General features: G+C 71.8%; 23 protein-coding genes and 1 pseudogene. 19 read left to right on the top strand and 5 right to left on the bottom strand.

Annotated features, from left to right (window positions below; translation table 11 throughout):
* Positions 1 to 28: 28 nt before the first annotated feature.
* From ABEB12_RS22935 to ABEB12_RS22985, 11 genes are read left to right on the top strand one after another with little or no spacing between them, the layout of a single operon-like run.
* The gene (locus tag ABEB12_RS22935) at positions 29 to 1,135 is read left to right on the top strand and encodes an LLM class flavin-dependent oxidoreductase (RefSeq protein WP_185060120.1); all 1,107 of its coding nucleotides are present in this window, start codon (positions 29 to 31) and stop codon (positions 1,133 to 1,135) included.
* Between the two features lie 22 nt (positions 1,136 to 1,157).
* The gene (locus tag ABEB12_RS22940; RefSeq protein WP_185060121.1) at positions 1,158 to 2,507 is read left to right on the top strand and encodes an AMP-binding protein; all 1,350 of its coding nucleotides are present in this window, start codon (positions 1,158 to 1,160) and stop codon (positions 2,505 to 2,507) included.
* Positions 2,508 to 2,517: 10 nt separating this feature from the next.
* Positions 2,518 to 3,765 carry a cytochrome P450 gene (locus ABEB12_RS22945; RefSeq protein ID WP_185060122.1) on the top strand — a complete coding sequence of 416 codons (1,248 nt, stop codon included), beginning with the start codon at positions 2,518 to 2,520 and terminating at the stop codon, positions 3,763 to 3,765.
* Complete coding sequence (locus tag ABEB12_RS22950) at positions 3,765 to 5,426, top strand: thiolase C-terminal domain-containing protein (RefSeq protein ID WP_185060123.1); 1,662 nt, start codon at positions 3,765 to 3,767, stop codon at positions 5,424 to 5,426. The genes ABEB12_RS22945 and ABEB12_RS22950 overlap by 1 nt, the downstream gene beginning before the upstream one ends.
* 10 nt (positions 5,427 to 5,436) lie before the next feature.
* Positions 5,437 to 6,546: a hypothetical protein gene (locus ABEB12_RS22955; protein ID WP_185060124.1), complete on the top strand. Its 1,110-nt coding sequence runs from the start codon at positions 5,437 to 5,439 to the stop codon at positions 6,544 to 6,546.
* On the top strand, positions 6,543 to 7,685 hold the full coding sequence (locus tag ABEB12_RS22960) for a phosphotransferase (RefSeq protein WP_185060125.1): 1,143 nt from the start codon (positions 6,543 to 6,545) through the stop codon (positions 7,683 to 7,685). Before ABEB12_RS22955 ends, ABEB12_RS22960 begins: the two co-directional genes overlap by 4 nt.
* Positions 7,682 to 8,200, top strand: a complete 519-nt coding sequence (locus ABEB12_RS22965) for a hypothetical protein (RefSeq protein WP_185060126.1) — start codon at positions 7,682 to 7,684, stop codon at positions 8,198 to 8,200. Before ABEB12_RS22960 ends, ABEB12_RS22965 begins: the two co-directional genes overlap by 4 nt.
* Positions 8,197 to 9,618 carry an aldehyde dehydrogenase family protein gene (locus tag ABEB12_RS22970; protein ID WP_185060127.1) on the top strand — a complete coding sequence of 474 codons (1,422 nt, stop codon included), beginning with the start codon at positions 8,197 to 8,199 and terminating at the stop codon, positions 9,616 to 9,618. The genes ABEB12_RS22965 and ABEB12_RS22970 overlap by 4 nt, the downstream gene beginning before the upstream one ends.
* Positions 9,619 to 9,623: 5 nt before the next feature.
* On the top strand, positions 9,624 to 10,511 hold the full coding sequence (locus tag ABEB12_RS22975; RefSeq protein ID WP_185060128.1) for an SMP-30/gluconolactonase/LRE family protein: 888 nt from the start codon (positions 9,624 to 9,626) through the stop codon (positions 10,509 to 10,511).
* A gap of 13 nt (positions 10,512 to 10,524) precedes the next feature.
* The gene (locus tag ABEB12_RS22980; RefSeq protein WP_185060129.1) at positions 10,525 to 11,040 is read left to right on the top strand and encodes a flavin reductase; all 516 of its coding nucleotides are present in this window, start codon (positions 10,525 to 10,527) and stop codon (positions 11,038 to 11,040) included.
* Positions 11,037 to 11,648 (top strand): 3,4-dihydroxy-2-butanone-4-phosphate synthase, encoded by a 612-nt coding sequence (locus ABEB12_RS22985; protein ID WP_185060130.1) that lies wholly within the window; start codon positions 11,037 to 11,039, stop codon positions 11,646 to 11,648. Before ABEB12_RS22980 ends, ABEB12_RS22985 begins: the two co-directional genes overlap by 4 nt.
* Before the next feature lie 55 nt (positions 11,649 to 11,703).
* On the opposite strand, the gene ABEB12_RS22990 is transcribed toward ABEB12_RS22985, so the two are convergent.
* From ABEB12_RS22990 to ABEB12_RS22995, 3 genes and pseudogenes are all read right to left on the bottom strand, one after another.
* The gene (locus ABEB12_RS22990; RefSeq protein WP_345703059.1) at positions 11,704 to 12,108 is read right to left on the bottom strand and encodes a hypothetical protein; all 405 of its coding nucleotides are present in this window, start codon (positions 12,106 to 12,108) and stop codon (positions 11,704 to 11,706) included.
* A gap of 37 nt (positions 12,109 to 12,145) precedes the next feature.
* Positions 12,146 to 12,325: pseudogene (locus ABEB12_RS42195) on the bottom strand (VOC family protein); the annotation flags it as partial.
* Between the two features lie 130 nt (positions 12,326 to 12,455).
* Complete coding sequence (locus ABEB12_RS22995; RefSeq protein WP_185060133.1) at positions 12,456 to 13,709, bottom strand: DUF222 domain-containing protein; 1,254 nt, start codon at positions 13,707 to 13,709, stop codon at positions 12,456 to 12,458.
* Between the two features lie 348 nt (positions 13,710 to 14,057).
* Here ABEB12_RS22995 and ABEB12_RS23000 point away from each other — a divergent pair, with 348 nt between their 5' ends.
* Positions 14,058 to 18,821, top strand: coding sequence for a protein kinase domain-containing protein (locus ABEB12_RS23000; RefSeq protein WP_185060134.1), 4,764 nt, complete (start codon positions 14,058 to 14,060; stop codon positions 18,819 to 18,821).
* On the top strand, positions 18,814 to 19,467 hold the full coding sequence (locus ABEB12_RS23005) for a response regulator (RefSeq protein WP_185060135.1): 654 nt from the start codon (positions 18,814 to 18,816) through the stop codon (positions 19,465 to 19,467). The genes ABEB12_RS23000 and ABEB12_RS23005 overlap by 8 nt, the downstream gene beginning before the upstream one ends.
* Here the strand turns inward: ABEB12_RS23005 and ABEB12_RS23010 are convergent.
* On the bottom strand, positions 19,464 to 19,952 hold the full coding sequence (locus ABEB12_RS23010; protein WP_221497624.1) for a cupin domain-containing protein: 489 nt from the start codon (positions 19,950 to 19,952) through the stop codon (positions 19,464 to 19,466). The genes ABEB12_RS23005 and ABEB12_RS23010 overlap by 4 nt on opposite strands.
* Before the next feature lie 253 nt (positions 19,953 to 20,205).
* On the opposite strand from ABEB12_RS23010, the gene ABEB12_RS23015 reads away from it, so the two are divergent.
* The 6 genes from ABEB12_RS23015 to ABEB12_RS23040 all read left to right on the top strand — a co-directional run bounded on the left by ABEB12_RS23015 (position 20,206) and on the right by ABEB12_RS23040 (position 24,539).
* A complete protein-coding gene (locus ABEB12_RS23015) occupies positions 20,206 to 21,174 on the top strand; it encodes an MBL fold metallo-hydrolase (RefSeq protein WP_345703060.1) in 969 nt (322 codons plus the stop codon).
* The gene (locus ABEB12_RS23020) at positions 21,174 to 21,605 is read left to right on the top strand and encodes a hotdog domain-containing protein (protein ID WP_185060136.1); all 432 of its coding nucleotides are present in this window, start codon (positions 21,174 to 21,176) and stop codon (positions 21,603 to 21,605) included. Before ABEB12_RS23015 ends, ABEB12_RS23020 begins: the two co-directional genes overlap by 1 nt.
* Positions 21,606 to 21,841: 236 nt before the next feature.
* Positions 21,842 to 22,225: an ATP-binding protein gene (locus ABEB12_RS23025; protein ID WP_345703061.1), complete on the top strand. Its 384-nt coding sequence runs from the start codon at positions 21,842 to 21,844 to the stop codon at positions 22,223 to 22,225.
* Between the two features lie 86 nt (positions 22,226 to 22,311).
* Positions 22,312 to 22,617 (top strand): hypothetical protein, encoded by a 306-nt coding sequence (locus tag ABEB12_RS23030; protein WP_185060138.1) that lies wholly within the window; start codon positions 22,312 to 22,314, stop codon positions 22,615 to 22,617.
* A 73-nt stretch (positions 22,618 to 22,690) separates the two neighbouring features.
* Entirely contained in the window at positions 22,691 to 23,689 is a 999-nt protein-coding gene (locus ABEB12_RS23035; protein ID WP_185060139.1) for a methyltransferase, read from the top strand.
* A gap of 70 nt (positions 23,690 to 23,759) precedes the next feature.
* Entirely contained in the window at positions 23,760 to 24,539 is a 780-nt protein-coding gene (locus ABEB12_RS23040) for a hypothetical protein (RefSeq protein ID WP_185060140.1), read from the top strand.
* A 559-nt stretch (positions 24,540 to 25,098) separates the two neighbouring features.
* Here the strand turns inward: ABEB12_RS23040 and ABEB12_RS23045 are convergent.
* Entirely contained in the window at positions 25,099 to 26,583 is a 1,485-nt protein-coding gene (locus ABEB12_RS23045) for an aldehyde dehydrogenase family protein (protein WP_185060141.1), read from the bottom strand.
* Positions 26,584 to 26,656 lie beyond the last annotated feature (73 nt).

Consider the following 26,656-nt stretch of genomic DNA (forward strand, 5'->3'; position numbering starts at 1 on the left):
ACGGCTCACCGAGGAAGGTGACAAGAACATGCACTTCGGAATGCTCTTGCTGCTGGCGAACGCGAGGTCTGGAAAGACCGACAGCCAGCTGTGGAAAGAGGAAATGGAGCTCGGCGTGTTCGCCGAGGAGGTCGGTTTCGACTCGGTGTGGGTGCCCGAGCACCACTTCGACCGCCCGTACTGCGTCTCGCCCGACCCGCTCCAGGCGCTGACCTACCTGGCCGCCAAGACCAGCCGCATCCAGCTGGGCACCGGCGCGATCATCCTGCCCTGGTGGAAGGGCGACAACGAGCCGATCCGGCTGGCCGAGCGGATCAGCATGCTGGACGCGCTCTCCGACGGCCGCCTTCAGCTCGGCTTCGGCCGGGGCCTGGCCAAGGACGAGTACGAGGGCTTCGGCGTCAGCATGGAGGAGTCGCGGGACCGCTTCAACGAGGCGGCGACCATGATCCTCGACGGGCTGGACAACGGCTACATCGAGCACGACGGCAAGTACTTCAAGCAGGTCCGCCGCGACATCTTCCCCACCCCCGAGCGGGGTTTCCGGGACCGGTTGTTCAACATCGCCATGTCACCGCCGTCCACCCTGGCGGCAGCCGAGTTCGGCGGCACCCTGATGTGCTTCAACTACCAGTATCCCATCGAGAAGCAGACCGAGCAGTTCAACGCGTGGCGGGACCGCTACCGCGAGGTCCACGAGACCGAGCCGCCGCCGCCGGTGCTGCTCGACTTCACCTACTGCCACGAAGACCCCGAATTGCAGGACAAGACCCTGCGGGAGCACCTCTTCCCGTTCTATCACTCGATGGTCGATCACTATGCGTTCGACGGAAAGCACTTCGGCAACACCAAGGGCTACGAGCACTACGCCGGCGCCGTCTCCGATCCGCTGAACGATCTCGGCCGAGGCGCCGCGTTCGACGGCTTCCTCGATCTGCAATGGCATGGCACGCCGGAACAGATGATCGAGAAGATGAAGCGGCGTATCGACCTCATCGGCGATTTCCGGCAGATGCTGTTGTGCTCCTACGGCGGAATGCCGTTGGAAACCGTCAAGGACAGCCTGCGGCTCATTCGGGAACAGGTTCTCCCCGAGGTGAACAAGTACGCCGAGTCGGTCAAGGCGAAGGCCTAGAGCTGGTAGGAGGGCGGCACCGGTGCGCGATCTGTCATCGCCTTACTGGAATCCGGAACGCGAACTGCGCGACCCGGAGGAACGCGAGCGGATGACGCTCGTCCAGCTGCGCAAGCAGCTGGCGCGCGCGTACACGCTGCCCTTCTACCGCCGGCACTGGGACGCCAACGGCTTCCACCCGGACCAGGTGAAAAGCTTCGACGACTTCACCAAGCGCTGCCCGGTCATCACCAAGAAGATGCTGGTCGCGGACCAGGCGGAGCACCCGCCGTACGGCTCCTACCTGGGCATCCCCCGGGAGGAGATCTACCGGATTCACGGCTCCAGCGGGACGTCCGGGACCCCCACGGTGTACGGGGTCTCCCGGAAGGACTGGGAGCACGCCAAGGAGATCTTTGCGCTGACCCATTGGGCCTCCGGGGTGCGGCCGACCGATGTCGTGCACTTCGCGTTCCCGTTCGGCATGTTCTTCGGCGGCTGGGCGATGCTGATGGCCGCCGAGGAAACCGGCGCCGCGATCTTCCCGATGGGTGCGGCGGACACCCGCCGGCGCATCGAGATGATCGACCGGTTGGGCTGCACGGTCATCGAGGGCACCCCGACCTACATGCTGCACATGGCCGAGGTGGCCCGGGAGATGGGCTACGACACCGTGAACTCGCCGCTGAAGATATTCCTCTCCGGCGGCGAGCCCGGCGGGTCGATCCCGAGCACCCGGAAGCTGCTGTTGGAGACCTGGGGCCTGGACACCGTCTGCGACGCGGGCACCACCTCGGAGATGTTCCCGTTCGTGACCAACGCGGAATGCCGCGAGATGAACGGTACGCACGTCTACTACGACGAGGTGTGGACCGAGATCGTGCACCCCGACGACCCGGCGAGCCCGGTTCCCGAGGGAGAGGTCGGCAACATCGTCTACACCCACCTGTGGCGGGAGTCGCAGCCGATGATCCGGTTCGCCTCCAACGACCGTAGCTACCTGACCCACGAGCCCTGCCCGTGCGGCCGGACCTATCCCCGGATGCCCCGGGGCCTGATGGGCCGGGCGGACGACATGCTGGTCATCCGGGGGGCGAACGTGTTCCCCTCCGGCGTCGAGCACGCCCTGCGCGAGGTGCCCGGCATCGGCCTCGAGTTCCGTATCCGGGTGTTCCGGAAGGGGCAGCTGGACGAGATCGCCGTCGCCGCCGAGGTGGCGCCGGGCTTCACCGGCTCGGGGGACCAGCGGGAACAGCTGCGCCGGCGCGCGGAGGAAGAGGTCACGCGCCGCTGTCTCATCCGCATCCCGGTCACGCTGGTCGAGCCGGACACGTTCGAACGCGCCGAGCTGAAGTCGCGCCGGGTCATCGACGAGAGGCCGAAGGCCAACTGAGGGGAGTCACATGACGGCGCCGGCGACCGGTTCCGACCTGATCGACGTCAACATTCTCGGCCCCGAGGCGCTGCGCGACCCGTACGGCTACTTCGCGCCGATCCGCGCCGAGCACCCCGTGCTGTGGGACGCGCGGTACAAGACCTGGCTGCTGACCAGCCACGAGATGGTCACCGCCGCGCTGCGCGACCAGCGGTTCTCCTCGGACCGGATCGTGCCGTTCATCCGGGCCAAGCTGTCCGGCCCGGACACCGACCCGCTGATCTACCAGGCGTTCGACCTGCTGCGGAACTGGATGGTGTTCCAGGACGAGCCGGGGCACCGCCGCATGCGCACGCTGGTGGTCAAGGCGTTCACCCTCCGGGCGGTGACCCGGATGGAGGAGGAGGTCCGGTCGATCTCCCACGACCTGCTGCGGGAGATCGACCCGGCCAGCGAGTTCGACCTGATCGAGAAGTTCGCCTACCCGCTGCCGGCCATGGTGATCGCCCGGATGCTGGGCGTGCCGGAGCGGGACCAGGACCGGTTCCGCGCCTGGTCGGACGACATCGGCGCACTGGTCTCCGGCGGGCTGGACGACCCCGGCCGCTACCACCGCTCGGCGGCGGCGATCGCCGAGATGATCGAGTTCTTCCGCGACCTGATGCGGCACTACGCCGCGCACCCGGCCGAGAACCTGATCAGCGACCTGATCGCGGCCCGGGAGGCCGACGACAGCCTCTCCGAGGCCGAGGCGATCGCCACCTGCACCCTGCTGCTGTTCGGCGGGCACGAGACCACGGCCAACCTGATCGCCAACTCCATGCTGGGGCTGATCCGCCACCCGGACCAGCTGGCCGCGCTGCGCGCCGGCACGGTGCCGATCAAGGGTGCGGTGGAGGAGTTCCTGCGCTACGACGGGCCGGGCAAGGCGGTGGTCCGGGTGCTCGCCGAGGACGCCGAGTACGGCGGGCAGCGGATGCGCAAGGGCCAGCGGGTGTTCCTGGTGCTGGCCTCGGCCAACCACGACCCCTCGGTGTTCGACCGGCCGGACGTGCTGCGCCTGGACCGGGACACCAAGGCGCACATGGCGTTCGGCGGCGGCGGGCACTTCTGCCTCGGCGCCGCACTGGCCCGGCTGGAGGCGGCGGTCGCGCTGCCCATCCTGGTCGACGCGCTGCCCGGGATCCGGCTGGCCGGCCGCGAGCTGCGCTGGCAGCCGGTGTTCCTGACCAGGGGCCTGCGCGAGCTCTGGGTGACCGCGGATGGGCCCCGGTGATGACCTCGGTCCGGGGGCAGCCGTCCGACACCTCGCCGGACGGCCTGAGTGGCCGGCTGCTGCCAGTGCTCGGCGCCTTCTGGACGTCCGGCGCCGACGGCGTGCTGCGGGTGGGGCAGTGCGCCGTCTGCGGACGGCTGCTGCATCCGGCCACGGCGGTCTGCCCGAGCTGTGAGAGCACCGAGATCGGGCTCGCGCCGGTCTCCGGCCGGGCCACCGTGGTCGCCCGGACGGTGAACCACCAGCGCTGGCTGCCCGAGCTGGTCACGCCGTACTGCATCGCCGTGGTCGCGCTGGTCGAGGACCCCCGGGTCCGCCTGACCACCAACATCGTCGGCATTCCGCCGGAGGACGTAGAGATCGGGACGGCCGTGCGTGTCCAGTTCCGCCCGGTGGCGGACGTGTGGCTGCCGGTGTTCGTGCCGACCGGGGAGCCGCCGGGGCGGGCCGTGTGGAACCTGGTGCCCGAACCGAGGACGGTGGTCCGCCAGCCGCCGGCGACCCGCCGGTTTGAGCACCGGACCGTCATCTCGGGCATCGGCCGGTCCCGGTTCGGCCGGCGGCTGGACGAGCCCCACGACCGGCTCACCCTGACCGCCTGCCGCGCCGCGATCGCCGACGCCGGCCTCACCCCGGCGGACATCGACGGGGTGTGCGCCTACCCGGGCGCCCCGGTCGGCGACGAGGCCACCGGGGTGGCCGCCGTCGCGCGGCGGCTGGGCATCGCCTCCAACTGGCAGCGCGGGGCACACGAGGTGCCCGGCCAGACGGGCGTGGTGATCGCCGCGATGCTGGCCGTCGCGGCCGGGCTGTGCCGGCACGTGCTGTGCTGGACCACCGTCCGCACCCACGAACGCCCGGGCATCTACACCGACCCCGGCGACCGTCGGGTGGCCGGCGAGCAGGCCTGGCAGGCCCCGTTCGGCGCGATGGGGCCGGCCAGCTGGGTGGCGTTGACCGCGTCCCGCTACTTCGCGCACTACAACGCGCCGGTGGAGGCACTGGGCTGGGTGGCCATCTCGTCCCGGCGCCACGCGGCGCGCAACCCGGAGGCGGTGTACCGGTCGCCGCTGGACCTGGCCGGCTACCGGGCGGGCCGGCCCATCTCCAGCCCCCTGCGGATCTTCGACTGCGACGTGCCGTGCGACGGCGCCATCGCGGTGGTGGTGTCCGACGCGGCCGTCGCGCCGGACCTGCCGAATCCGGCGGTACGGGTGGACGCCGTGGGGACCCAGCTGTCCGAGCGGCAGTCCTGGGACCAGGGCACGCTGACCCACCAGCCCAACGTGTTCGGCCCGGCCCGGCAGCTGTGGAGCCGGGCGAGCGTCTCGCCGGCCGATGTCGACCTGGCCAACCTGTACGACGGGTTCACCTTCAACGTCCTGTGCTGGCTGGAGGCCCTGGGCTTCTGCGGCCTGGGCGAGGCCGCCGACTTCGTCGCGCGCGGTGATCGGATCGGCCGGTCCGGCGAGCTGCCGGTGAACCCGCACGGCGGCCAGCTCTCCGCCGGCCGCGGCAACGGCTTCGGCCAGCTGCACGAGGCGGTGGTCCAGCTGCGCGGCCAGGCCGGGGAGAGGCAGGTCGCCGGGGCGCGGGTGGCCGTGGTGACCAGCGGCGGCGGAATCCCGGCCAACTGCATGATCCTGACCAGCGACCGATGAGGGCGGAAAGATGATCAGCGCGGCGGACGACTTCCTGATCCACCAGACCCCGGAACCGATCCGGTTCGCCGGCACCAGCGACCGCCGGTTCTACGACCGGCACTTCTTCACCGGGCACTGCCGGGAGAAGAAGATCTTCTTCCTGCTCGGCGTCGGCGCCTACCCGAACCTGGGGGTCATCGACGCGTTCGCCTCGGTGGCCACCGACCGCGCGCAGTTCACCACCCGGGCCTCCCGCGAGCTGGGCGCCGACCGGTTGGACACCGCCGGCATCGGGCCGTTCGGCCTGGAGGTGCTGGAGGGCCTGCGCCGGCTCCGGTTCACCGGCGCGGCATCGGGCCACGCGGTGGGGCTGGACCTCGAGTGGTGTGCCGCCGCCGAGCCGCTGGCCGAGCCGCCGCTGTTCAGCCGGGTGCTGGCCCGGGTGATGGAGCAGGGCACCCGGATGATCCAGACCGGCCGGTACACCGGCCACCTGGTCGTCGACGGGGAGCGGCACGAGGTCACCCCGGACACCTGGTGGGGCGCGCGGGACCGGTCCTGGGGCGTCCGCTCGATCGGCCTGGAACGGGAGCCGGCCGGCATCGCCCAGGCGAAGAAGCTGGGCCGGGAGCGCACCCCGCTGTGGATCTGGTCGCCCATGCAGTTCGAGCACCGGACGGTGCACTTCAGCCTGTCCGAGCACGCGGACGGCCGGCGCGAGGTCGAGGTCGTCCGGCAGGCCGCGGAGCTGGGTTCCGGCACCGATGCCGTCGAGTTGGGGGAGCCCGAGCACGAGCTGAAGTTCGACCCGGCCACCCGGGAGCTGCTGGACGGCTCGAGCGTGTCGTTCCGGGACCTCGACGGCACCCGGACCACGGTGCGGCTCACCCCGTTGCACCGCGCCTACCTGCGCGCCGGCACCGGCTACGGCGGCCCCGACCCGTGGCGGCACGGCGCCTACCGGGGCCAGAACTGGGTGGACTCGGTGTCCTTCGACATCACCGATCCGGCGGTCACCTCGGTCATCGGCCCCACCCACGTGCTGTGCCGGATGGAGGCCAGCACCGGGGAGATCGGGTTCGGCACCTTCGAGACCCAGGTGTTCGGGGCCTATCCCCGGTACGGGTTCGTCTCATGAGCGTGCTGAGCGCCCGGGTGGACACCGTGGCGGAGCTGCACGGCGCGCTGGCGGAGTTCGTCGGGGAACGCGTCGGCGCGGACGTCTCGGTGAGCGAGCCGCGCCGGATGGCCGGCGGCACCGGCAACGAGACCTGGGCCTTCGACGTGCTGGACCCGGCCGGCCTGGTCCGGGACCGGCTGGTGCTGCGCCGCACGGTCGAGCAGGGCATGCTCGACGGCGACCCGGGCACCGAGTTCGAGCTGCTCACCGCGCTGGACCGGGCCGGGTTCCCGGTGCCCCGCCCCCGGTGGTGCGTCACCGAGGACTCGCCGCTGGCCCGCCCGTTCATCGTGGTGGAGCGGCTGTCCGGCACCGACCTGCGCAAACACCTGGCGCGGAACGCGCCTGCCGGGCGCGCGCCCAGTTCGGCGCGCGCGGGGGATACAGCGCGAAACGCGCCTGCCGAGCGGGTGCCCGGTTCGGCGCCCGCGGGAGATGCAGTGCGGAACGCGCCGGCCGAGCGGTTGCCCGGTTCGGCATGCGCGGGAGATACAGCGGCCCGGCCGGATGTGGACCGCCGACGGCTGGGCCGGCGCCTGGTTCGCCTGCAGGCCGGGCTGCACCGCCTGGTGCCCGTGCCGGGGCTGGACGACTCGCCCCCGCTGGACCGGTGGGCCGAGGCGATCGAACGGGCCACCGGCGACCCCGGCCCGCTGCTGGCCACCGCGCTGGACTGGCTGCGCGCCACCCCGCCCGAGCCCGGGCACCGCTGTGTCGTGCACGGCGACTTCAAGACCAACAACCTGGTGCTGGGCGCCGACGACACCCTGACCGTGCTGGACTGGGAGCTGGCGCACGTCGGCGACCCGGTCGAGGACCTGGCCTGGACGATGCTGTGGACCACCGGGTTCGACCTGGTCGGCGGCCTGCTCGGGGTGGACGAGTACCTGGCCGCCTACCAGGCCGAGGCCGGCCGGCCGGTGGAGCCGGCCCGGCTGCGCTACTGGCGGATCTTCGCGCTGGTCAAGCTGGCGGCGATCTTCCTCACCGGGGTTTCCCGGTCCACCGACCCGACGCCGACGCTGATGGGCCGGGCGGTGCACCACATCGATGCCGAGCTGGGCTCCCTGCTACCGGAAGCGCTGGTCGCGTCGTGACCGGGTCCGTGGACGGGCTGGCCACCCTCGAGAGGGTGCGGGTTTTTCTCGCCGAGCGGGTCGCGCCCTCGGTGCCGGGCGAGCTGGCCGGCGAGTTCCGCGCGGCGGTCAAGCTGCTGGAGACCACCGGTGCCGAGCTGAACGAGCGGCATGTGCGGCTGAGCGCCGAGCTGGCCGACCTGCTGCGCCACGCCGACCGGATCATCCGGCGGTTCGGCCTGGAGCCGCACGGCCCGGTGCTGCTCGCGCTGTTCCGGCGGGCCGAGGAGCTGGACCTGCTGGATCTGCACGGCCTGGACGCGCTCTGGCGGGACGCCCGGGCGCTGGGCTCCGCGCTGCTGGTCGAGCTGCGCGGCTACCGGGACCTCCCGGACACCCCGGCCGATGCCCGCGCCGAGGCCACCGAGCTGGCCGCCGACTTCTGCGCCTGCCTCGGGGAACACGCCCGGGCCCGGCTGCACTGGCAAGCGGTTTTCCCGGCTATTCGAAACCCGCCCCTGGAGGACGATCGATGACCGCACTGTCCCCGTCCGGCCCGCTGGTCGACGGCAAGCTGGTGGAAACGCCGCACACCATCACCGTGGTCAACCCGGCCACCGGCGAGGCGTGCGCCGAGTGCCCGGCCGCGACCCCGGAGCTGCTGGAACGGGCGGTCGACGCGGCGGTCCGGGCCGCCCCGGCCTGGGCCAAGGAACCCGGCGCACGCCGGTGGACCCTGGAGACCGTCGCCACGGTTCTCGACGAGAACCGCGAAGCGCTGGCCCGGACGCTGTCCACGGAGACCGGGATCCCGGTGCGGGACGCCGCCATGGAGGCCGCCGGCGCGGCGGCGTTCGCCCGCCACCGGGCGGCCGGCCCGCTGCCCGTCGACTCGGTGCACGACGACGAGCGCCAGCGGGTGCAGGTCCGCCGAGCCCCGATCGGCGTGGTCGGCGCGATCATCCCGTGGAACGCGCCGCTGCTGATCAGCGCGGAGAAGATCTCCACCGCGTTCGCCACCGGCAACACGGTGATCGTCAAGCCGTCCCCGCTGGCCCCGCTCACCACCGCGCTGCTGGGCGAGCTGCTCGCGCAGAGCGTCCCGTCCGGCGTGCTGGGCGTGCTCCCCGGCGGCGACGAGCTGGGGGCGGCGCTGGTCGCCCACCCGGCCGTCGGGATGATCTCCTTCACCGGCAGCATCGACGCCGGCCGGGCGATCATGGCCGCGGCGGCCCCCCGGTTGAAGCGGCTGTCCCTGGAGCTGGGCGGGAACGACGCGGCCATCGTGCTTCCGGACGTCTCCGGCGGTGCCGTGGCCAAGACGGCGGCCAAGGTCTACGCGGGCGCGTTCTACCGGTCCGGCCAGGTGTGCGCGGCGATCAAGCGGCTGTACCTGCCCCGGCCGGTGTTCGGCGAGTTCACCGAGGCGCTGGCCGCGCTGGCCGGCCAGGCGGTGGTCGGCGACCCGTTCGACCCGTCGGTGACCATGGGGCCGGTGTCCAACCGGGCACAGTCGGACCGGGTGCGCGGGCTGGTGGAGGACGCGGTGGCGGCCGGCGGCACGGTGCTGGCCGGTGGCCCCGAGGTGAGCGGTCCCGGCTACTTCCACCGTCCGACGCTGGTGACCGGGTTGGCGGCCGATACCGCGCTGGTGGCCCAGGAGCAGTTCGGCCCGGCGCTGCCGGTGCTGCCCTACGACGAGGTGGACGAGGCGGTGGCGGCCGCGAACGACACGGACTACGGCCTTGGCGCGTCGGTGTGGACCACCGACCCGGAGCGCGGGGCCGAGGTGGCGGCGTCGCTGGACGCCGGCTCTGTCTGGGTCAACCGGCACGGCGTGGTCTCCCCGGAGATCCCGTTCGGCGGCATGAAACAGAGCGGCTACGGGCGCGCCAACGGCGCGGCCGGGCTGGACCAGTACAGCGAGCTCAAAACGGTCAGCGTGCGGAGGTAAGGGCGATGGAGAAACTGCTCGGCGAAGGCCACTTCTTCGAAGGCCCGCGCTGGCACGAAGGGGCCTGGTACGTGTCCGACCTGTACGCCCACCAGGTGCGGCGGGTCACCGAGGACGGCAAACCGGAGGACTGGGCGGCGGCGCCCGGCCAGCCGTCCGGCCTGGGCTGGCTGCCGGACGGCTCGATGCTGGTCGTCTCGATGCTGGACCGGCAGGTGCTGCGCCGCCGGCCGGACGGCCAGGTGGTCCGCCACGCCGACCTCTCGGTGGCCTCGGCGCATCCGATCAACGACATGGTGGTGGACGCGCACGGCCGGGCCTACGTGGCCACCTTCGGCTTCGACCTGTTCGCCGGGGGCCAGCCCGAGCCGGGCGAGGTGCTGCGGGTCGACCCGGACGGCACGGTGTCGGTCGCGGCCGGAGGCCTGTGTTTCGCCAACGGCATGGTGGTCACGCCGGAGAACGACACGCTGATCGTGGCCGAGACCTTCGGCAGCCGGTTCACCGCGTTCACCATCGCCGACGACGGCACGCTGACCGACCGGCGGGTGTGGGGGCAGCTGGGGCGCGCGCCTTCGTACGAGTCGATCGAGACCATCGTGGACACCGACTTCGCCCCGGACGGCTGCGTGCTGGACGCCGAGGGGCACATCTGGGTGGCCGACGCGCTGCACGGCCGGGCCTGCCGGGTGGCGCCCGGCGGGGCGATCGTCGACGAGGTCCGGGCGCCGGGCGGGCTGGGCCTCTACGCCTGCACGCTGGGCGGCTCGGACGGGCGCAGCCTGCTGCTGTGCACCGCGCCCAGCTTCGCCGACCACGAGCGCAAGGCGGCCCGCGAGGCCGAGCTGTACGTCCACCGGGTCGCCGTGCCGCGCAACGACTCCCGGCCCTGATCGGAGCGAGAAGATGGTCGAACTTGATCCCGTGACCGCCGACCCCACCGACCTGCGGCGGCTGTACGGGTACTTCCCGAGCGGGGTGACCGCGGTCTGCGCGCTGTCCGGCGAGGTCCCGGTCGGCATGGCGGCGAGCGCGTTCACCGCCGTGTCGATCGATCCGCCGCTGGTCTCGGTGTGCGTGCAGAACAGCTCCACCACCTGGCCGAAGCTGCGCAGGCTGCACCGGCTGGGGGTCAGCGTGCTCGCCCAGCACCAGCACCGGGAGTGCCGGACGCTGGCGATGAAGGAGGGCGACCGGTTCGCCGGGATCGACTGGGTGGCCACCCCCGGCGGCGCGATCGTGGTGAGCGAGGCGACCGCCTGGCTGGAGTGCTCGCTCTACTCCGAGCTGGTCGCCGGCGACCACGCGATCGCCCTGCTGGAGGTGCACGCGTTCCGCATCGACCTGGAGCGGTCGCCGCTGGTGTTCCACGAGAGCCGGTTCCGCAAGCTGGCCAACATCGTGGAGGGGGCGCCGCGATGAGCACCCTGGCCGCGGTGTTCCGGGAGCTGCGCGCCGGCCGGCCGGTCGTGGTGGCGGGCCCGCTCGGGCAGCCCGGTGACCTGGTGGTGGCGGCCGAGTCGGTCACCACGGAGTCGGTGGCGTTCCTGGTGCGCCACACCTCGGGGTTCGTCTGCGTGGCCCTGCCGGGGGCGGACTGCGACCGGCTCCGGTTACCTCCGATGTACCCGTTCTCCGACGACCCGGCCCGGGGGCGCTTCACGGTCACCGTGGACGCGGCGGCCGGCGTGTCCACCGGCATCTCCGCCGGCGACCGGGCGCTCACCATCCGCCTGCTCGGGGGTGCGGCGACGACGGCCGCCGACCTGGTGCGCCCGGGGCACGTGGTGCCCTGCCGGGTGGCCGAAGGGGGCGTGCTGGCCCGTCCGGGGGCGGCCGAGGCGGCGAGCGACCTGGCGGCCGCGGCCGGCCTGCGGCCCTCGGCGGCGTACAGCGCGGTGGTCAGCACCCGGTACCCGGGCGAGCTGGCGCGCGGCGCGGAGCTGGCCCACTTTGCCGCCCGCCACGGCCTGGCCGCCACCTCGGTGGACGACCTGACCGCGCACCTGCGGGGTGTGGCCGCCGCCTGAAGGCCGGTCATCAGACCACTTCCAGCCAAGGGTGGCCGGGGTGCACGCGCGACAGCTACTCGGACAGCCGGGCCCGGCGCGACCGGTCCATCGCGGGGAGTGCCTGCGGGAAGTCCGCCACGTCCTTGGCCCGCGGTGATTTCGCCTTGAACAGCAGCGCGACCTCCGGGATCACATAGGGGATGCCGTCGCTGGTACGGAGGATCAGATCGTCGTAGGGCAGGGTGATCGAGGCGTCGCGCCGGCACACCCACCAGTCGCCCCGGTGCGGCTCGCGGAACACGTCGAGTCGGTATTGCCCGGTCGCCGGTTCATGCAGCCAGGTCTGATGCTGGTTGTCCGCTTCCTCGGGGAACGGCCAGGCGTGTCCGTCGCCGACGAACAGATCCAGTGCCCACCCCGCCGCGACGTACCAGTGCAACCGGGTGCTCCGCAGCCGTTCGGTCAGCGCCGCGCTCAACCAATGCGGAGTTCGTCACGGTCTTCGGCTGGGGCACCTTGAAAAAGGGCATCCGGCGCACGCCCCGATGATCGGGCGCCTCCAGGGCGACGGCGTCATCATCGAGGTCGTCGCTGTTGAGCGGGAGCCGCCGGTAGCCGGTCACCTGTGACCAGAACGCGGCCATTCGCTCGGGGTCAGAGCAGTCGAACGTGACACTGAAGATGAACGAGCTCATGGAGCGTCCTGATAGACGTGATCGTGGAACTGCCTGGCGGCGATCATCATCGCAACGATCGCCTACCCGGCGCAGCGACCAGGCTTGCTCACGGGTCAGCTTCAAGCCAGGACCAGCTCGCAATCTTGTTTTATGCGGTGAGCGGTGTTCGGGGTTTTCGGCGTGGTGTCTGGCTGGCGTCTATCCATTTCGGGGGTGTGAACTCGGGCCATCCGTTGTGGATGCGGATTTCCCATCCGGCGTGGTGGATCATCCGGTGGTGCGCCCAGCAGAGCATGACCAGGTTGTTCAGGTCGGTGCGGCCGCCGTGGGCCCAGGGAATGATGTGGTGCACCTCGCAGTGGCGGGGTTTTCTGTTGCAGCCCCGCCAGGCGCAGCCTTGGTCGCGGGCGGCGATGGCGCGGCGTTGGTAGTGGTCCACGGTGCGGCGGATCCGCCCCACATCCACGACCGTGCTGTCGCCGTCGAGGACGACGGGTAGGACTTTGCAGTCACACGCGAGTTGGCGGATGTGCGCGGTGGTGGCCCAGCCGAGTCCGAGGGTTGCTCCGCGGACCCGTTCCCGCAGGTCTTTTTCCTGCACGATCACGGTCAGGTGGGGTCGTTCCCCACCTTGAACAGGTAGGTCTGCCTGGTTGAGTGCCTGGACACATAGGGCGCCGAGGGCATCGGCGTCGCGTTCGGGCAGGGACTTGTCCTCGTCGTCGTTGCCGCTGGTGCGGTGGCCTTCCAACGCCAAGGACAGGGCGGTGAAGGTCGGGGTGTCGAGTTGGCCTGTGATCCGGCCGCCGTGGCCGTCGCGGCAGCGGTACAGGTACAGCTCGTTGAGTTGTGGTTTCTCGTCCTCGGGTTCGGGGCCGTCCTGGTCGAGGGTGTTCAGTAGTTGGGTGCCGAGGCGGCGTAGCTCGTCGGGCCGACACGTGGTTGCCCACTCGGCGAGCTGTTTCTCCGCTCCGCCCCACACCCCGGGGTCCAATCGCCGTCCGGTGGGGGAGTTCAACAGGTTCTCGATCACGTCGGCGTGCGGCTGGTCGATGGTCAGCGCACCCAACGCGGCGGCGGTGGCGGGCATGGCCGGTTCAACCGGTTGCCCATCCAGGGTGGTGGGGAACACGGCGCGGGCGACCGCGACCATGCGTCGGGCGCGTTGTGGGTGGTAGCCGAGTAGGTCGGCGATCGCGGCGCGGGTGGTGACACAGCGCTGGTCGAACTCCCCCGAGCGGTCCAGATCGGCGATCTCTGACAGCCTCAGGTGCGACAGGTCCCGTATTAGCCGTTCGACGGCTTTGAGTCCTTCGATCTTGGTGGCGCCATCGGCGGTGGCGAGGTACGCGCGGAGGGCGGCCACCGCGGCGGCCGCTTCTTCAACGCGTGACTCGAACATGCGTTCATGTTATCGTAGATTGCGCCTGGGAGCAAAATGATTGAAGATGGAGGTGTGCGTCGTGTGCCGTACCCGGCCTGTAACGCAAGGCAGGACCCGGGGCACCGGCTTTCAGAGCGGGTTTCCCGCTGTGGTCCCGTCCAAAGAGAATCAAAAAGGGGAGGGAGGTTTTCGATCCGTCGGATGTCGGAGACATCCGAACGGCTCGGCGCTGCGGCGCCGAACCAAACGTCCGTAGTAACTACTGTCCCGCCGGCGAGACGAATGCGCAGGTGACCCGGACCACGGCCGGTCGCCCGGGCGATAGCATGCGGCGCGGATCGACGGCGATTCGAGGCTGGAGGGTGCATGCAGAGCGCGCCGACCGGCCCGAGGGCGCTGACCGCCTACAAGGTCCTGCGGGTGTTGAAGGAAGGGCAGGCGTACCGGACGCTGCTTGCCCTGGACCGGCAGACCGGCGTGCGGGTGGTCATCAAGGCCATCGATCTGGCCACCCTGTCCACGGAGAGCCGCGACCGGCTGGAGCGGGAAAGCTCCCTGCTCCAGGGCCTGCGTGCGGCCAGCATCGCCACGGTCATCGACATCTTCCGGGAGGCCGAGAAGCTGTATGTGGTGGCGCCGTACGTGGCCGGCGTGACGCTGCGCAGCCGGATGGCGGCCGGCCGGCTGTCGGTGCCCGAGGCGCTCACCGTGGCGGCCGACCTGTTGCGGTCGCTGGCCGAGCTGCACGAACGGGGACTGATCCACCGCGACGTCCGCCCGGCCAACGTGATGGTCAACGAGCGGCCGCCGGTGTACAGCGCGACGCTGGTCGACTTCGGGCTGGTGTCGGAGTCGTTCCTGAATCCGACCCGTCCGACTCGCTCGCCCCGGTACATGTCACCCGAGCTGGCCGGGGTGCTGGAGCGCGCGGTGGACTGCCGTTCGGACCTCTACTCGGTCGGCATCGTGCTCTACGAATGCCTGGCCGGACGGCCGCCGTTCGACAGCGAGGACACCCGGGAGGTGCTGCGTCAGCACCTTTCGGCGGCACCGTCGCGCCTGCGCACCCTGGGGGTGCCGATCCCGCAGGCGCTCGAGGAGATCCTGCACCGGCTGCTGCACAAGGACCCGGACGACCGCTACCACTCCGCCCGGGCCGCGCTGGCCGACGTCGAGGCCGTGGGATCCGCGTTGCGCAGCGGGATCGCCGAGCCCGGTGTCGCGGTGGGTGCGCACGACTGGCGGCAGACGCTCACCGAACCGTCACTCACCGGGCGGGAGGGCGAGCTGGAGTTCCTGCTGCGCCGGCTGGCCGACGCGGCGCGCGGCTCGGCCGGGCTGGTCATCGTCGAGGCGCACTCGGGCGGCGGCAAGACCCGGGTGCTGGACGAGTTCTGCGAGCGCGCGTCGGCACTGGACGCGAGGATCTTCCGGGGCCGGGGGATCGAGCGTTCCGCGCGGCACCCGCTGCACATGCTGGCCGGCGTGGTCGGCGACCTGGTCGAACAGGCGGGCGCGGACCCCGGGTTCGGGCCCGAGCTGGCCCGGGGACTGGGGGGAGCGGTCGGCCCGCTCAGCGACGCGCTGCCCGAGCTGCGCCAGGTGTTCGGCGGCGACGACCAGCCCACGCCGCGCATCCCCGAGTCGCAGGTGCAGAGCCGGCTGGCGTCGGCCCTGATGTGCCTGCTCGAGGCGCTCGGCGGCGGCGAGCGCGCCGCCGTGGTGGTGCTGGACGACTGCCAGTGGGCGGACGAGCTGACCCTGGGCCTGCTTACCGCGTGGGCGGAGTCGGTGGCCGGCGGCTCCGACGCGAGGCACCTGCTGGTGGTGGCCGCGATGCGTTCCGAGGAGGTCGGCCCGCACCGGCGGCTGAGCTCGCTGGAGGGCGCCGAGGTGCTGCCCCTGCCGCCGCTCGAGCCTTCCCAGGTGGGCCAGGTCGTCGAGTCCATGGGCGGCAAGATCCCCGCGACCGCGACCAGGGTGGTGGCGGAGCTGTCCCGGGGCAACCCGTTGATGATCTCGGCCGTGCTGCGCGGGCTGGTCGAGGTCGGGGCGTTGGCGCCGAGCGGCGACGGGTGGCGGTTCACCCCGGTGTCCGGCGGCTGGCAGGCCTCCCGGGAGTCCGCCGCGTTCCTGGCCAGCCGGTTCGCCCTGCTGGCCGCGCCGACCCGGCGCCTGCTGGATGCCGGTGCGGTACTGGGCCGGGAGTTCGACCTGGAAATGGCCGCCGCGCTGGCCGGCCAGGACCCGGCGGAGGCCGGCGAGGCGATCGGCCAGGCCGTCGAGCGGCACCTGGTCTGGACCGGAAACACCGGCCGCCTGACCTTCGCGCACGACCGGCTGCGCGGCAGCCTGCTCGGCGAGCTGGATGCCGCCGAGCTGGCCGAGCTGCACCGCCGCGCCGGCTACACGCTGGAGACCCAGGCCCCGGACCGCGCGTTCGACATCGCCTACCACTTCGACGCGGCCGGCGAACCCGAGCGGGCGTTCCCCTACGCCATCCGGTCGGCCGCGCAGGCGCGCGAGCGGCACGACGTGGAGCTGGCCGAGCGCCAGTACCGCATCGCCGAGCGCGGCATGGCCACCGCCGACACCGGCGTGCGCTACGAGCTGCTGGAGGCGCTCGGGGAGATCCTGATGCTGCGCGGCCGGTACGACGAGGCCGCCGAGCGCTTCGAAGGGGCGCGCGGGCTGGCCACGGACAACATGCAGGTCGCCTGGATGGAGGGCCAGCTCGGCGAGCTGCTGTTCCGCTGGGACAACCTGGACGCCGCCGCCGAGCACATCGAGTCCGGCCTGTCCGTGCTGGGGGAGTGGGTGCCGACCGGCGGGCAGCGGAAGCTGCTGTTCCGGCTGCTCTGGGAGCTGGTGCGGCGCCTGGCGCGCGGCGTGGCCCGGCATCGCACGGTGGCCAGCGCCGACCCGGCGGTGGACCGGCTCAAGTCGCATCTCTACACCCGCCTGCAGTACCCGAGGTGGTTCCACGCCCGGCGGGTCGAGGGCCTGTGCATGATGGTTCGCCAGGTCAACGTGGCGGAGCGCTGCCCGGGCAGCGCCGAACTGGCGCACGCCTACTCGGTCTGGGGCGGTTCGCTGGCGCTCACCTTCCCGTTCCTGTGGCGGCGCGGGCTGCGCTACGTGGACCGGGCCAGCCGGATCTACCGCGACCGGGGGGACTCGCGGGGCGAGGGCCACGCGGCCAGCATGCGCACCTGCGTGCTGCACGGCGCCGGCCGGTACCGCGAGGCGGTCGAGTCGGCCGGCGAGGCGATCCGGATCCTGAGCCAGTTCGGCGACCGGTGGGAGGTGGGCTTCGCGGCGCGCAACCGGGCGGTCTGCCTGTACCGGCTCGGCCGCCTGCGCGAGGCGTGGGAGCAGGCGCGCCGGGTGTACGAGATCGGGCTCGAGGTCGGTGACGCCAACGCGCAGGTCACCGCGTTGGACGTGCTGGCCAGGACGACCGGCGGCCAGGTGCCGGCGGCCCAGACCGAGGCGGCGGTGGCCCGCCACGGCGACGACATCGAGGTGGCGGTGGCGGCGCTGCACGCGGATGCGCTGCGGCTGCGCCACGGCGGGCGGCTGGAGGAGGCCATCGACAGCCTGGAGCGGGCGGCCCGACTGGTCGGCCGGGCGCAGCCGACCAGCACCCACCTGGTGCCGGTGTTCGCCTGGCTGGCCACGCTGCACCGGGAGGCCGCCGAGCGGCCGCTGCTGCCCCAGGATCGCCGCCGCCTGCTGCGCCGGGCGCGTGCCTCGGCCCGCCGCGCGGTGCGCTACGGCCGCATCTACCCCAACGACCTGCCGCACGCCCAGCGCGAGCTGGGCGTGGTGCACGCCCTCGCCGGCCGGCGACGGCGCGCGCTGCGCCGGCTGAAGCGGGCGGGAGTGCTCGCGCGCCGCCGCGAGGCGTGGGCCGAGCTGGCCGAGGTGAACCGGCAACGCGAGCGCCTCGGGTTCGCCGCCGAGGACGTCTCGGACGTGGCCGGCCACTTCGAGGCGAGCTTCTCGGCCGACCGGGAGGGCCAGCTCAGCTTCGGCCTGGCCGACCGGTTCAGCGCGCTGCTCGAGGCGGGCGCGCTGCTGGCTTCCTGCGACTCGGCGGCGGCCACCGTGGCCGCGGTCCGCCAGGTTGGCCGGTCGCTGCTGCGCGCGGAACGCTGCCGGGTGGCCGGGTTCGTGCCGGACTGGCGACCGGACACGGCGGCCATGCCCGCCGGCGTCCGCCGCGCGATCCGGGAGGGCCGGCCGCTGGTGATCACCGAGTCGGCCGACTGCGCGGACGACTTCTTCGACGAGCGCAGCCCCATCGGGGCCCGTTCCGCCCTGTGCGCCCCGGTATTCACCGACGACGAGCTGGCCGGATACTTCCTGGCCACCCACTCGCGGGTGGACAAGCTCTTCGGCGACGAGGAGTGCCGGCTGGCCGAGTTCGTGGCCCGCCTGGCCGGCGCCGCGCTCGAGCGGCAGCGGCTGCACCGGGACTCACGCGCGCGGGTGATCTCGGCCCAGGAGGCCGAGCGTTCGCGGGTTGCCAGGGACCTGCACGACGAGATCGGCCAGGCGCTCACCTCGGTCCTGTTGGACGTCCGTTCGGTGGAGAGTGCGGTGGCGGGCCATGAGTGCTTCGGGAACGAGGTCGAGGAGGTGCGCCGGCGGGTGGCCGTGCTGCGCGGCGGCATCGGCGGGGCGCTGGACTCGGTCCAGCGCCTGGCGTTCGACCTGCGGCCGGCCGTGCTGGACGACCTCGGCCTGGTGGCCGCGCTGCGCCGGCTCACCACCAGCACGATGACCGGCGACGTGAACGTCGAGCTGGAGACGGTCAACCTGGACGACGGCGACCGGCTGCCCGCCGACCTGGAGACGACGGCGTACCGGCTGGTACAGGAGGCCGTGACCAACGTGGTGCGGCATTCGCGCGCGTCGACGTGCGGGGTGATCCTCGGGCGCGCGCAGGGGAGGTTGCGGGTCATGGTCGAGGACGACGGGATCGGCTTCTCGCCGGAGTCACAGGCGAGCGTCGGGCTGATGGGCATGCGGGAACGGGCCGCGCTGGTGGGGGGCACGTTGTTGGTGAGCTCCGTGCCCGGGCAGGGCACTTCCGTCGTGTTCGAGGTGCATCTCGATGGCTGACCAGCTGCGGGTACTGATCTGTGACGACCACAAGATCGTCCGGGGTGGCCTGCGCCGGATGCTCTCCGAGGACCCGGCGATCAAGGTCATCAGCGACGTCGGGACGGCCGCCGAGGCGGTCGCGGCCGCGGCGCGGGCCAAGCCCGACGTGGTGGTGCTGGACGTCGGGCTGCCGGACCAGAGCGGGCTGTCGGCCATCGGCCTGATCAGGGAGGCCAGCCCGGCCACGAAGATCCTCATCCTGACCATGCACGACGACGTCGCCTACCTGCGCGAGGCGTTCGCCGCCGGGGCGCTGGGCTACGTGCTCAAGGCGGCCGCCGACGTCGAGCTGTTCCAGGCCGTGCACGACGTGGCGCGGGGCATCCGGTACGTGCATCCGGCGCTGGGCGCGGCGTTGCTGGAGAAGAAGTCGGCGGCGGTGACGCAGACCTCTCGCGTGGAGTCGCTCTCCGAGCGCGAGGCGGAGATCCTCCGGCTGCTGGCACTGGGGTACACGAATCCCGAGATGGCCGACATGATGCAGCTGTCCGTCCGCACCGTGGAGACCTACCGCGCGCGGCTGCAACAGAAGGTCGGCCTGCGTTCGCGGGCCGAGCTCGCGCGCCTGGCCCGCGACGCCGGCCTGGTCAGCTCCGAGCGCTAGCGCGGAACGCGCTTGCCGAGCGTGCGCCCAGTTCGGCGGACGCGGGAGACAGGAGCGTCCACCGGCGCCCCGGGGTCTCCGGGGGGATGCTCGAGGAACCAGTCCACGATGCCGGGCATGTGCGGCTCGAAGCCCCCGGGAACGGAGATGTTCAGCGCCCCGGTCGGTGCGCCGGTGCGGTTCTGGAAGTCGTGGGGGGTGCCGCCGGGCGCGAGGACGAACGACCCCTTCGGGGCATCGAACCAGTGGTCGCCGACGAGAAAGGTCATCGTGCCGTCGAGGACGTAGAAGACGTCGTCCTCGGGATGGGTGTGCGTGCCCGGGCCGGTGGTGTGCGGCTCCAGCCACCACTCCGAGATCGAGTAGCGGTTGGCCGTCTCCGCCCCGTCCGCCTTGAACACCGCGTTGATGCGCCCCATCCCGTACTGGCGCCCTTCACCGGGCGCGAGCCGTACGGGAGGTCGCCGTGCCAAGTCCGTGGTCATCGTCCGACGGTATCGACCCGACGGTCCCCGGGGCTTGGACGAATGGGAACCGGCGGTCAGGTCGGTGAGCACCGGCCGCCGGCGCGGCGCGCGCCTCGGGTCGATCGTCGTCCGCATGATGGCCGGATCCCACCAGCCGGAGTGGGCGCTGGCCGGCAACCTCGGCGGGATCGAACCGGCCGAGATACGTTCCCACGGGGGGTCGATGGCCGGTCGGCCGATTGGAGGGACCGTGGGGTCGGACGCAGAGCGGTTGCCAAGCTGGCTCATCTGGCAGCTCCGGCCGTTCCCGGACGCCAACCTGTTGCTCGTGCCCGGGCGGCAGCCGGCACTCGTGGACAGCGGGTTCGTCGGTCACGCGGCCGAGACCGCCGAGTGGGTGCGCGCGCACACCGGACGGCTGGGCCTGGTGGTGAACACCCATTGGCACTCCGACCACGTGGGCGGGAACGGGCTGCTGCAGGCCGGCGGGGCCGGGATCGCCGCGAGCGCCCCGGACGCATCCGCGCTGGCCCGGCGGGATCCCGGCTGCTGCCAGGCGGAGTACTTCGACCAGCCCGTCGCGCCCTACACCGTCGACGAGGCGCTCGAGGACGGACAGGTGGTCCGGCTCGGTGACTCGGACTGGGAGGTCATCCGCACCCCGGGGCACACGCCCGGCCACCTGGCGCTGTGGCAGCCGGAGGAGCGGCTGCTCGCGGTGGGGGACGCCCTGTCGGACTACGACGTGGGCATGGTGAACCTCGCCCTGGACGGCCCCGAGGTGGCCACGGTCGCGCTGGACTCGCTGCAACGGCTGGTCGATCTCGCGCCGAGGGTCCTGCTGCCCTCGCACGGGCCGATACCCGCCGACACCGGCGCGGCACTGGCCGCCGCGCTGCGCCGGGCCCAGCGTCTGGTGGACGATCCCGACGGGGCCGTGTGGTACAGCTCGCGGCGGATCTTCGCCTACGCCCTGATGATCCGGGGCGGCATCCCGGCCGACTCGGTGGAGCCCTACCTGCACGCCCGGGCCTGGCTGCGCGACGCGGCCCGGCTGCTGAGCCGTACCGCCGAGGACTTCGCCGCCGAGCTGATCGAGTCGATGTTGCGCGGCGGCGCCGTCGCCCTGCGCGAAGGGCGGCTGCACGCGGCCCTCGAACACACTGCCGTCGAACCCTCGGCGCTGCGGGTGCCCATGCCGCGCGAATGGCCGGCCGCGCCGGTCGGTGTGGCGCCGTGATGAGCGCTCCTGACGCCGCGAGCCAGCCGCCGGAGGGGTTCGCGCGGCACTCCCGGTCCAGCCCGTTCGTGGATCTGATCGGCCCGCTCTACTCCCGGGGCCGGGGTCTCGACCTGCGCCTGGCCCTGCGCATTGACTCCCGCCACCTCAACGGGACCGGCACGGTGCACGGCGGTGTGCTCGCCACGCTGGCCGACCTGGCCATCGGCTACGCCGTCGCCTCCAGCACCGACCCGCCCACCCCGCTGACCACCAGCTCGATGACGGTGAACCTGTCCGGCACGGCACGCCCCGGAGACGTCATCACCACCAGGTCGAGGCTCCAGCACCAGGGCTCGCGGGTGGTCCTCGCCCACTGTGAGCTGATGGTCGGCGAGCGCACGGTCGCGCAGGCCAGCGCGGTCTTCGTCCCCGGCCGCCGGCCCAGCTGAACCGTCGGTCCGACCAGAGGAACGGCGCGCGGATCTTGGCGAACTTCCAGCCGCCGGAGGAAATCGGCCTTGTTCGGATCGGCGGGCGTTTGGTCGTGCCTGGCGGCGGGTATACGGCGATCACCGGGCTTCGGTTCGCCTGACGCTCCCCGCTAGGCGCCGTCGGGCGGCTCGGGACGCGGCTCGGGTGCCGACGTGAAGAAGGCAATATCGTGACTTCCGTAAATTCTGAGGCGGTGGAATTCGTTCACCGCTCGTGGCCCGCGGACGCGAGACAGCTGCCCGTGATTCGTCGTGCCGTGCGTGGCTGGCTCCAACGACTCGGCCTGGACACCGCCGCCACCGCCGATCTGGTGCTGGCCGTGGACGAGGCGGCCACCAACTCCATCGAGCACGCCTACGGCCCCGGTGAGCAGGACGTCGTGGAACTGCTGCTCTGGACCGAGCTGAACGTGTTGTACGTCGAAATCGTCGACCACGGAACGTGGAAACCGCCGTCCCGTGCGGCCTCCTTTCGCGGGCGGGGTATCCAGCTCATGCGGGCCATCACCGACTCGGTGCTGATCCACTACGACGCGCGGGGCACGCGCGTGCTGCTGTGCCAGGCACTGCCGTCGTGACGGCCGACCGGTCACATTTCGCCCGTGCGGACGGTCATCGGAGTGTCGGCGTGATCTCGTCGACGCACCGTGGAAGGAGTCAGCACGTGGTTGAGGGCATCGAAACGGTCATCCACCCGGTCAGGGATCTCGCGCGGGCGAAGACGCTCTATCGCGCCTTCACCGGGATGGAGCCGGTGAAGGACGAGCCGTACTACGTCGGGTTCGAGACCGACAGCGGCCGGCTCGGGCTGGACCCCAACGGCCACCGAGCCGAGCATGCGGTGGGCCACCGTGCGCAGGTGGCCGCGGTGGGCCTCGAACCGCTCGGCCAGCGCGTCATCCTGGTTCATGCCCACCCCCTCAGTCGCGACTACTCAATAGCAATGACCGCCTCGGGCGCGCCGATGTGACGACGCCGCCCGGTCGTACTCGTTGAAAGGCGTCGGGTAGCGCGCTGAAAGGCGGAGTTGCTTGGATGTGGCCATGAGCGACAGGCAGCCCTCGCCGGAGCGGATCCTTCAGCTGGCGACCGGGGCATGGGCAGCATCGATCCTGGGGGCGGGCGTCACCCATGCGATCTTCACCCACATCGAGGCCGGCGCCATCACCGCAAAGGCGGTCGCGGAGCGCGCCGGCATCGCGGAAAGGGGCGCCCAGTGCGTGCTGGACGGCCTGGTGGGACTGGGGCTGATCGAGGTGGTCGACGGGGCCTACCGCAACACGCCCGAGTCGGCCGAGTTCCTGGTCGAGGGCAAGCCCACCTACTTCGGCGCCTTCGCCAAACTCCAGGGCAGCGACATGACCCGGCACGCCGTCCTGGCCGAGGTCGTGGCGACCGGGGTCCCGGTCACCACGGAGACCAACGACGTTCCCGACAGTCCTTTCTGGGAGAGTCTGGTCCCGGCCATCGCGCCCCTTTCGGTTCCCTCCGCCCTCACCGCGGCCGAGGAGCTCGGACTGGCCGACGCGGGCCCGGTCTCGATCCTGGACGTGGGCGGCGGCTCGGGGATCTACTCGGCGGTGTGGCTCGGCATGAACCAGCAAGCCCGGGCGACCCAGCTCGACTGGCCGACCGTCAACCGCGTCGCCACCGGCTTCGTGGCCCAGCACGGGGTCGGTGACCGGTTCCGGACCATCGACGGCGACTTTCACACCGTCGAGTTCGGCACGGACGAGTACGACGTCGGGGTCTACTCGCACATCGCCCATCAGGAGGGCCGGGACGCCAACGTGGCGGTGTTCCGCAAGTTCCTCCGCGCCCTCAAGCCGGGCGGCACGCTGGTGGTCAACGATTTCGTCGTCGACGACGACCGTTCCGGCCCGCCGTTCCCGCTGATCTTCCACTCCGAGATGCTGCTCAACACCACCAGCGGCGCCACCTGGCGCAGAGCCGACTTCCAGGCCTGGTTGGCCGAAGCCGGCTTCAGCGACATCCGGTTCGTGCCGACGCCTTCACCGGCAACGCTGGTCCTGGCCCGGTAGGCCACAACGCGGGTGTGGGAGGCGCGGTAGCGGGGTAGCCATCGCCCATGCCGGCGACTGACCTGCCACTGTGAGCGGCCGGCCCCGGCCGCTCGGCGCGCCGGCCGACGAGGTCGACGCCGTTTTCCGGACCCTGGCCCCCGACCGGCTGCTGCATGCCGGCATCCCGGTGTGGTGGCTGCGGATCAACGCCGACCGGCCGGCCAACACCTGCCTGGACAGTGCCCTGATCCTCAAGGCCGCGTTCGAGGCATTCGACGTACGAGCCGAACCGGCGTTCGTGCGGCTGCGCGTCGATGACACCGCGCGGGCGACATCGTCGGTCTTCGGAGCGCTCCACCCGTCGCTCGACGGCGGCCGGCTGAACGGCCATGCGGGGTTGTGGCTGCCCGGACCGGCCCGATTCATCGACCAGACGGTCCAGCAGTTCGAGGTGGTGCGGCGGCACGGATGGATGCCGGCACTGATCGACGCGCCCCCGGGCGGCGAACCCTGGCCGAGGGTGGTGCTCACCACCCGGCGCGGCCCGCTGCGCCTCGAGTACACCCCGGCCTCCGGACCGGACAGCGCCCGGATCATCGACCACCCCGCGACCCGCGCCGCCTACGCGCGGCACCATCGGCGCGCCGGGATCAACCTCGCGTCCGCGGTCCTTGATCTGCTCCGCCGGGAACCGTATCTGGACCAGGTGATGGCCAGCCCGCATCCCCGGCTCCGCCGGCTGGTCCGCGCGGTCGGGGACGCTCGGGTCGGCATCGACCGGCGACGGAACATGCGGTTCGAGTTGGCGGGCACGAACGGGGTGTATCTCGACGAGATCGCTCGAGCGACGCGTACAGGACCCGGATGAGCCGCCGCCTGACGTCGGGGGAGATACCAGGGGGCAGCTCATCCGGGCTCGAATACGCTACATGTATACGCAACTAAGTCGCAGCAAAACACGCGGACAAATTATTAGTGATCAGTGCCCTTAATCTTTGCACTTCCCCGTCGGTGTTATATTTCCGTTCAACGATGGAATTCTGGGCGGCGGTACTCTACGTTTGCCGGACGGCTCGCCCAGGGACAAGTGGGCCGGTCGGGGGAGGAGCTGTCGCCCGGAGCCGGAAACCCGGACGCCGGGCGACAGCTTCCCGGGCATCGTTGATCAGCATGTTCGCGTCGCGCGGCGTTATGTGTGACCGTATGCAACCCCGTTTGTTTGAATAGGGATGAATTGGGTTCGGTCTTGTTGTCAAGTATGGAGTTACCGCTCGACGCCGCGTAGGAAATCGTCACGCCGCATATGGCGCGGACTTTGCGCCGTGACGACCTCGACCGGGCACCGCGAGGGCGGTAACCGCACCGGCCAGCACGAGGGCGGCACAGACCGCCATCGCGGCGGTGAACCGGGTTCATCGTGCCGGCGATCATAGGCGGAACATCACGTTGATCGCCTTGAGCTCGGTGTAGCTGAGCAGCTCTTCGAGGCTCTCCTCGCGGCCGACCCCGGAGCCCTTGACCCCGCCGAACGGGACGTTCGGGAAATGCCGGGAGGAGCCGTTGATCCAGGTGTGGCCGGCCTCGAAGGCGCGCACCACCCGGTGGGCACGGTCCAGGTCGCGGGTCCACACGCTGGCGGTCAACCCGTAGTCGACGCTGTTGGCGATCTCGACCGCCTCGCGCTCGGAGTCGAACGGGATCACCGAGAGCACCGGGCCGAACACCTCTTCCCGGGCGATCCGGGCCGAGGGTGTGACGCCGGTGAGCACGGTGGGCCGCACGTACAGGCCGCGCTCGAACCCCGGGCCGCTCGGAGGCCCGCCACCGGTGGCGACCTTCGCGCCTTCGCCGGTGGCGATGTCGATGTAGCGCAGGGACTTGTCGTACTGCGCCCGGTTGATCATGGTTCCCTGTTCCGACCACTCGGCCAGGGGATCGCCGATCCGGCGGGCCTCGACCAGCTCGACGACCCGGGCGACCAGCTCGTCGTGGATCTCCCGCTGTACCAGCAGCCGCGAGTTGGACCCGCAGGACTGGCCGGACCAGGTGAAGTTCATGCCGAACACCGCGCCCTCGGCGGCGGCCGGCAGGTCCGCGTCGGAGAAGACCACCATGGCGTTCTTCCCACCCAGCTCCAGCGTGACGTCCTTGACCCCGGACTCCGCGGCCGCGCGCTGGATCGCCCGCCCGGTCGGCTCGGATCCGATGAACCCGATCCGCCGCACGCGGGGATGGCGCACCAGCGCGTCCGGGACCTCGGGCCCGTCGCCGACGACCACCGACAACACCCCGGGCGGGAACACCCCCCGGGCCAGCTCGGCCAGGCGCAGCGCGGACAGCGGCGCGGTCTCCGGCGGCTTGAGCACCGTCGGGTTGCCGGCCACCAGCGGGGCCGCGATCTTGCAGGCGAACATCAGCGGGTGGTTGTACGGAACGATCCGCGCCGTCACGCCGACCGGTTCCCGCACCGTGAGGTGCAGGGCATTGCTCGCCGGGATGGTGTCGCCCTTCAGCTCCAGGGCCAGCCCGGCGAACATGCGCAGCTGCGACACCGCCACGGCGACGTCGGCCCGGGAGTTCGAGATGGGGGAGCCGGCGTCGATGGCGTCCAGCAGCGCCAGTTCCTCGGCGTGCCGCTCCACCAGGTCGGCGAGCGCGCGGACGGCGGCGGCCCGTTCGGGCGCCGGGGTGTCCCGCCACACCTCGCGGGCCTGGTGGGCGGCCTCGACGGCATCCTGCACATCGGCCACGCCGGCGTCGGGCACCCGGGCGATCACGGTCTCGGTCACCGGGCTCACCCGCTCGAACGTGCGGCCGGACCGGCTGCCGCGAAGCCCTCCGCCGATCAGCAGCCGCCACTCCCGGTCCAGCGCCTGGGCCACTGGAGCGGGCAACCTCGCGGACTCGGTCATTCCTGGCTCCTTCGCGCGGCACCGGTCATGCCCGCACACTGCTCGCACCCGCCGCCCAGCTCCACAAGATTCC

It is taken from the genome of Actinospineispora eucalypti (assembly GCF_039543365.1).
Lineage (GTDB): Bacteria > Actinomycetota > Actinomycetes > Mycobacteriales > Pseudonocardiaceae > Pseudonocardia > Pseudonocardia eucalypti.

What these genes read in the sequence shown, in the direction of transcription:
- ABEB12_RS23020 (WP_185060136.1), top strand. Translation starts at nt 21,174, where the DNA reads ATGAGCGCTCCTGACGCCGCGAGCCAGCCGCCGGAGGGGTTCGCGCGG.
- ABEB12_RS23005 (WP_185060135.1), top strand. Translation starts at nt 18,814, where the DNA reads ATGGCTGACCAGCTGCGGGTACTGATCTGTGACGACCACAAGATCGTC.
- ABEB12_RS22950 (WP_185060123.1), top strand. Translation starts at nt 3,765, where the DNA reads ATGACCTCGGTCCGGGGGCAGCCGTCCGACACCTCGCCGGACGGCCTG.
- ABEB12_RS22995 (WP_185060133.1), bottom strand. Translation starts at nt 13,709, where the DNA reads ATGTTCGAGTCACGCGTTGAAGAAGCGGCCGCCGCGGTGGCCGCCCTC.
- ABEB12_RS23010 (WP_221497624.1), bottom strand. Translation starts at nt 19,952, where the DNA reads ATGACCACGGACTTGGCACGGCGACCTCCCGTACGGCTCGCGCCCGGT.
- ABEB12_RS22980 (WP_185060129.1), top strand. Translation starts at nt 10,525, where the DNA reads ATGGTCGAACTTGATCCCGTGACCGCCGACCCCACCGACCTGCGGCGG.
- ABEB12_RS22935 (WP_185060120.1), top strand. Translation starts at nt 29, where the DNA reads ATGCACTTCGGAATGCTCTTGCTGCTGGCGAACGCGAGGTCTGGAAAG.
- ABEB12_RS22985 (WP_185060130.1), top strand. Translation starts at nt 11,037, where the DNA reads ATGAGCACCCTGGCCGCGGTGTTCCGGGAGCTGCGCGCCGGCCGGCCG.
- ABEB12_RS22960 (WP_185060125.1), top strand. Translation starts at nt 6,543, where the DNA reads ATGAGCGTGCTGAGCGCCCGGGTGGACACCGTGGCGGAGCTGCACGGC.
- ABEB12_RS22945 (WP_185060122.1), top strand. Translation starts at nt 2,518, where the DNA reads ATGACGGCGCCGGCGACCGGTTCCGACCTGATCGACGTCAACATTCTC.
- ABEB12_RS22955 (WP_185060124.1), top strand. Translation starts at nt 5,437, where the DNA reads ATGATCAGCGCGGCGGACGACTTCCTGATCCACCAGACCCCGGAACCG.
- ABEB12_RS22970 (WP_185060127.1), top strand. Translation starts at nt 8,197, where the DNA reads ATGACCGCACTGTCCCCGTCCGGCCCGCTGGTCGACGGCAAGCTGGTG.
- ABEB12_RS23000 (WP_185060134.1), top strand. Translation starts at nt 14,058, where the DNA reads ATGCAGAGCGCGCCGACCGGCCCGAGGGCGCTGACCGCCTACAAGGTC.
- ABEB12_RS23045 (WP_185060141.1), bottom strand. Translation starts at nt 26,583, where the DNA reads ATGACCGAGTCCGCGAGGTTGCCCGCTCCAGTGGCCCAGGCGCTGGAC.
- ABEB12_RS22975 (WP_185060128.1), top strand. Translation starts at nt 9,624, where the DNA reads ATGGAGAAACTGCTCGGCGAAGGCCACTTCTTCGAAGGCCCGCGCTGG.
- ABEB12_RS23035 (WP_185060139.1), top strand. Translation starts at nt 22,691, where the DNA reads ATGAGCGACAGGCAGCCCTCGCCGGAGCGGATCCTTCAGCTGGCGACC.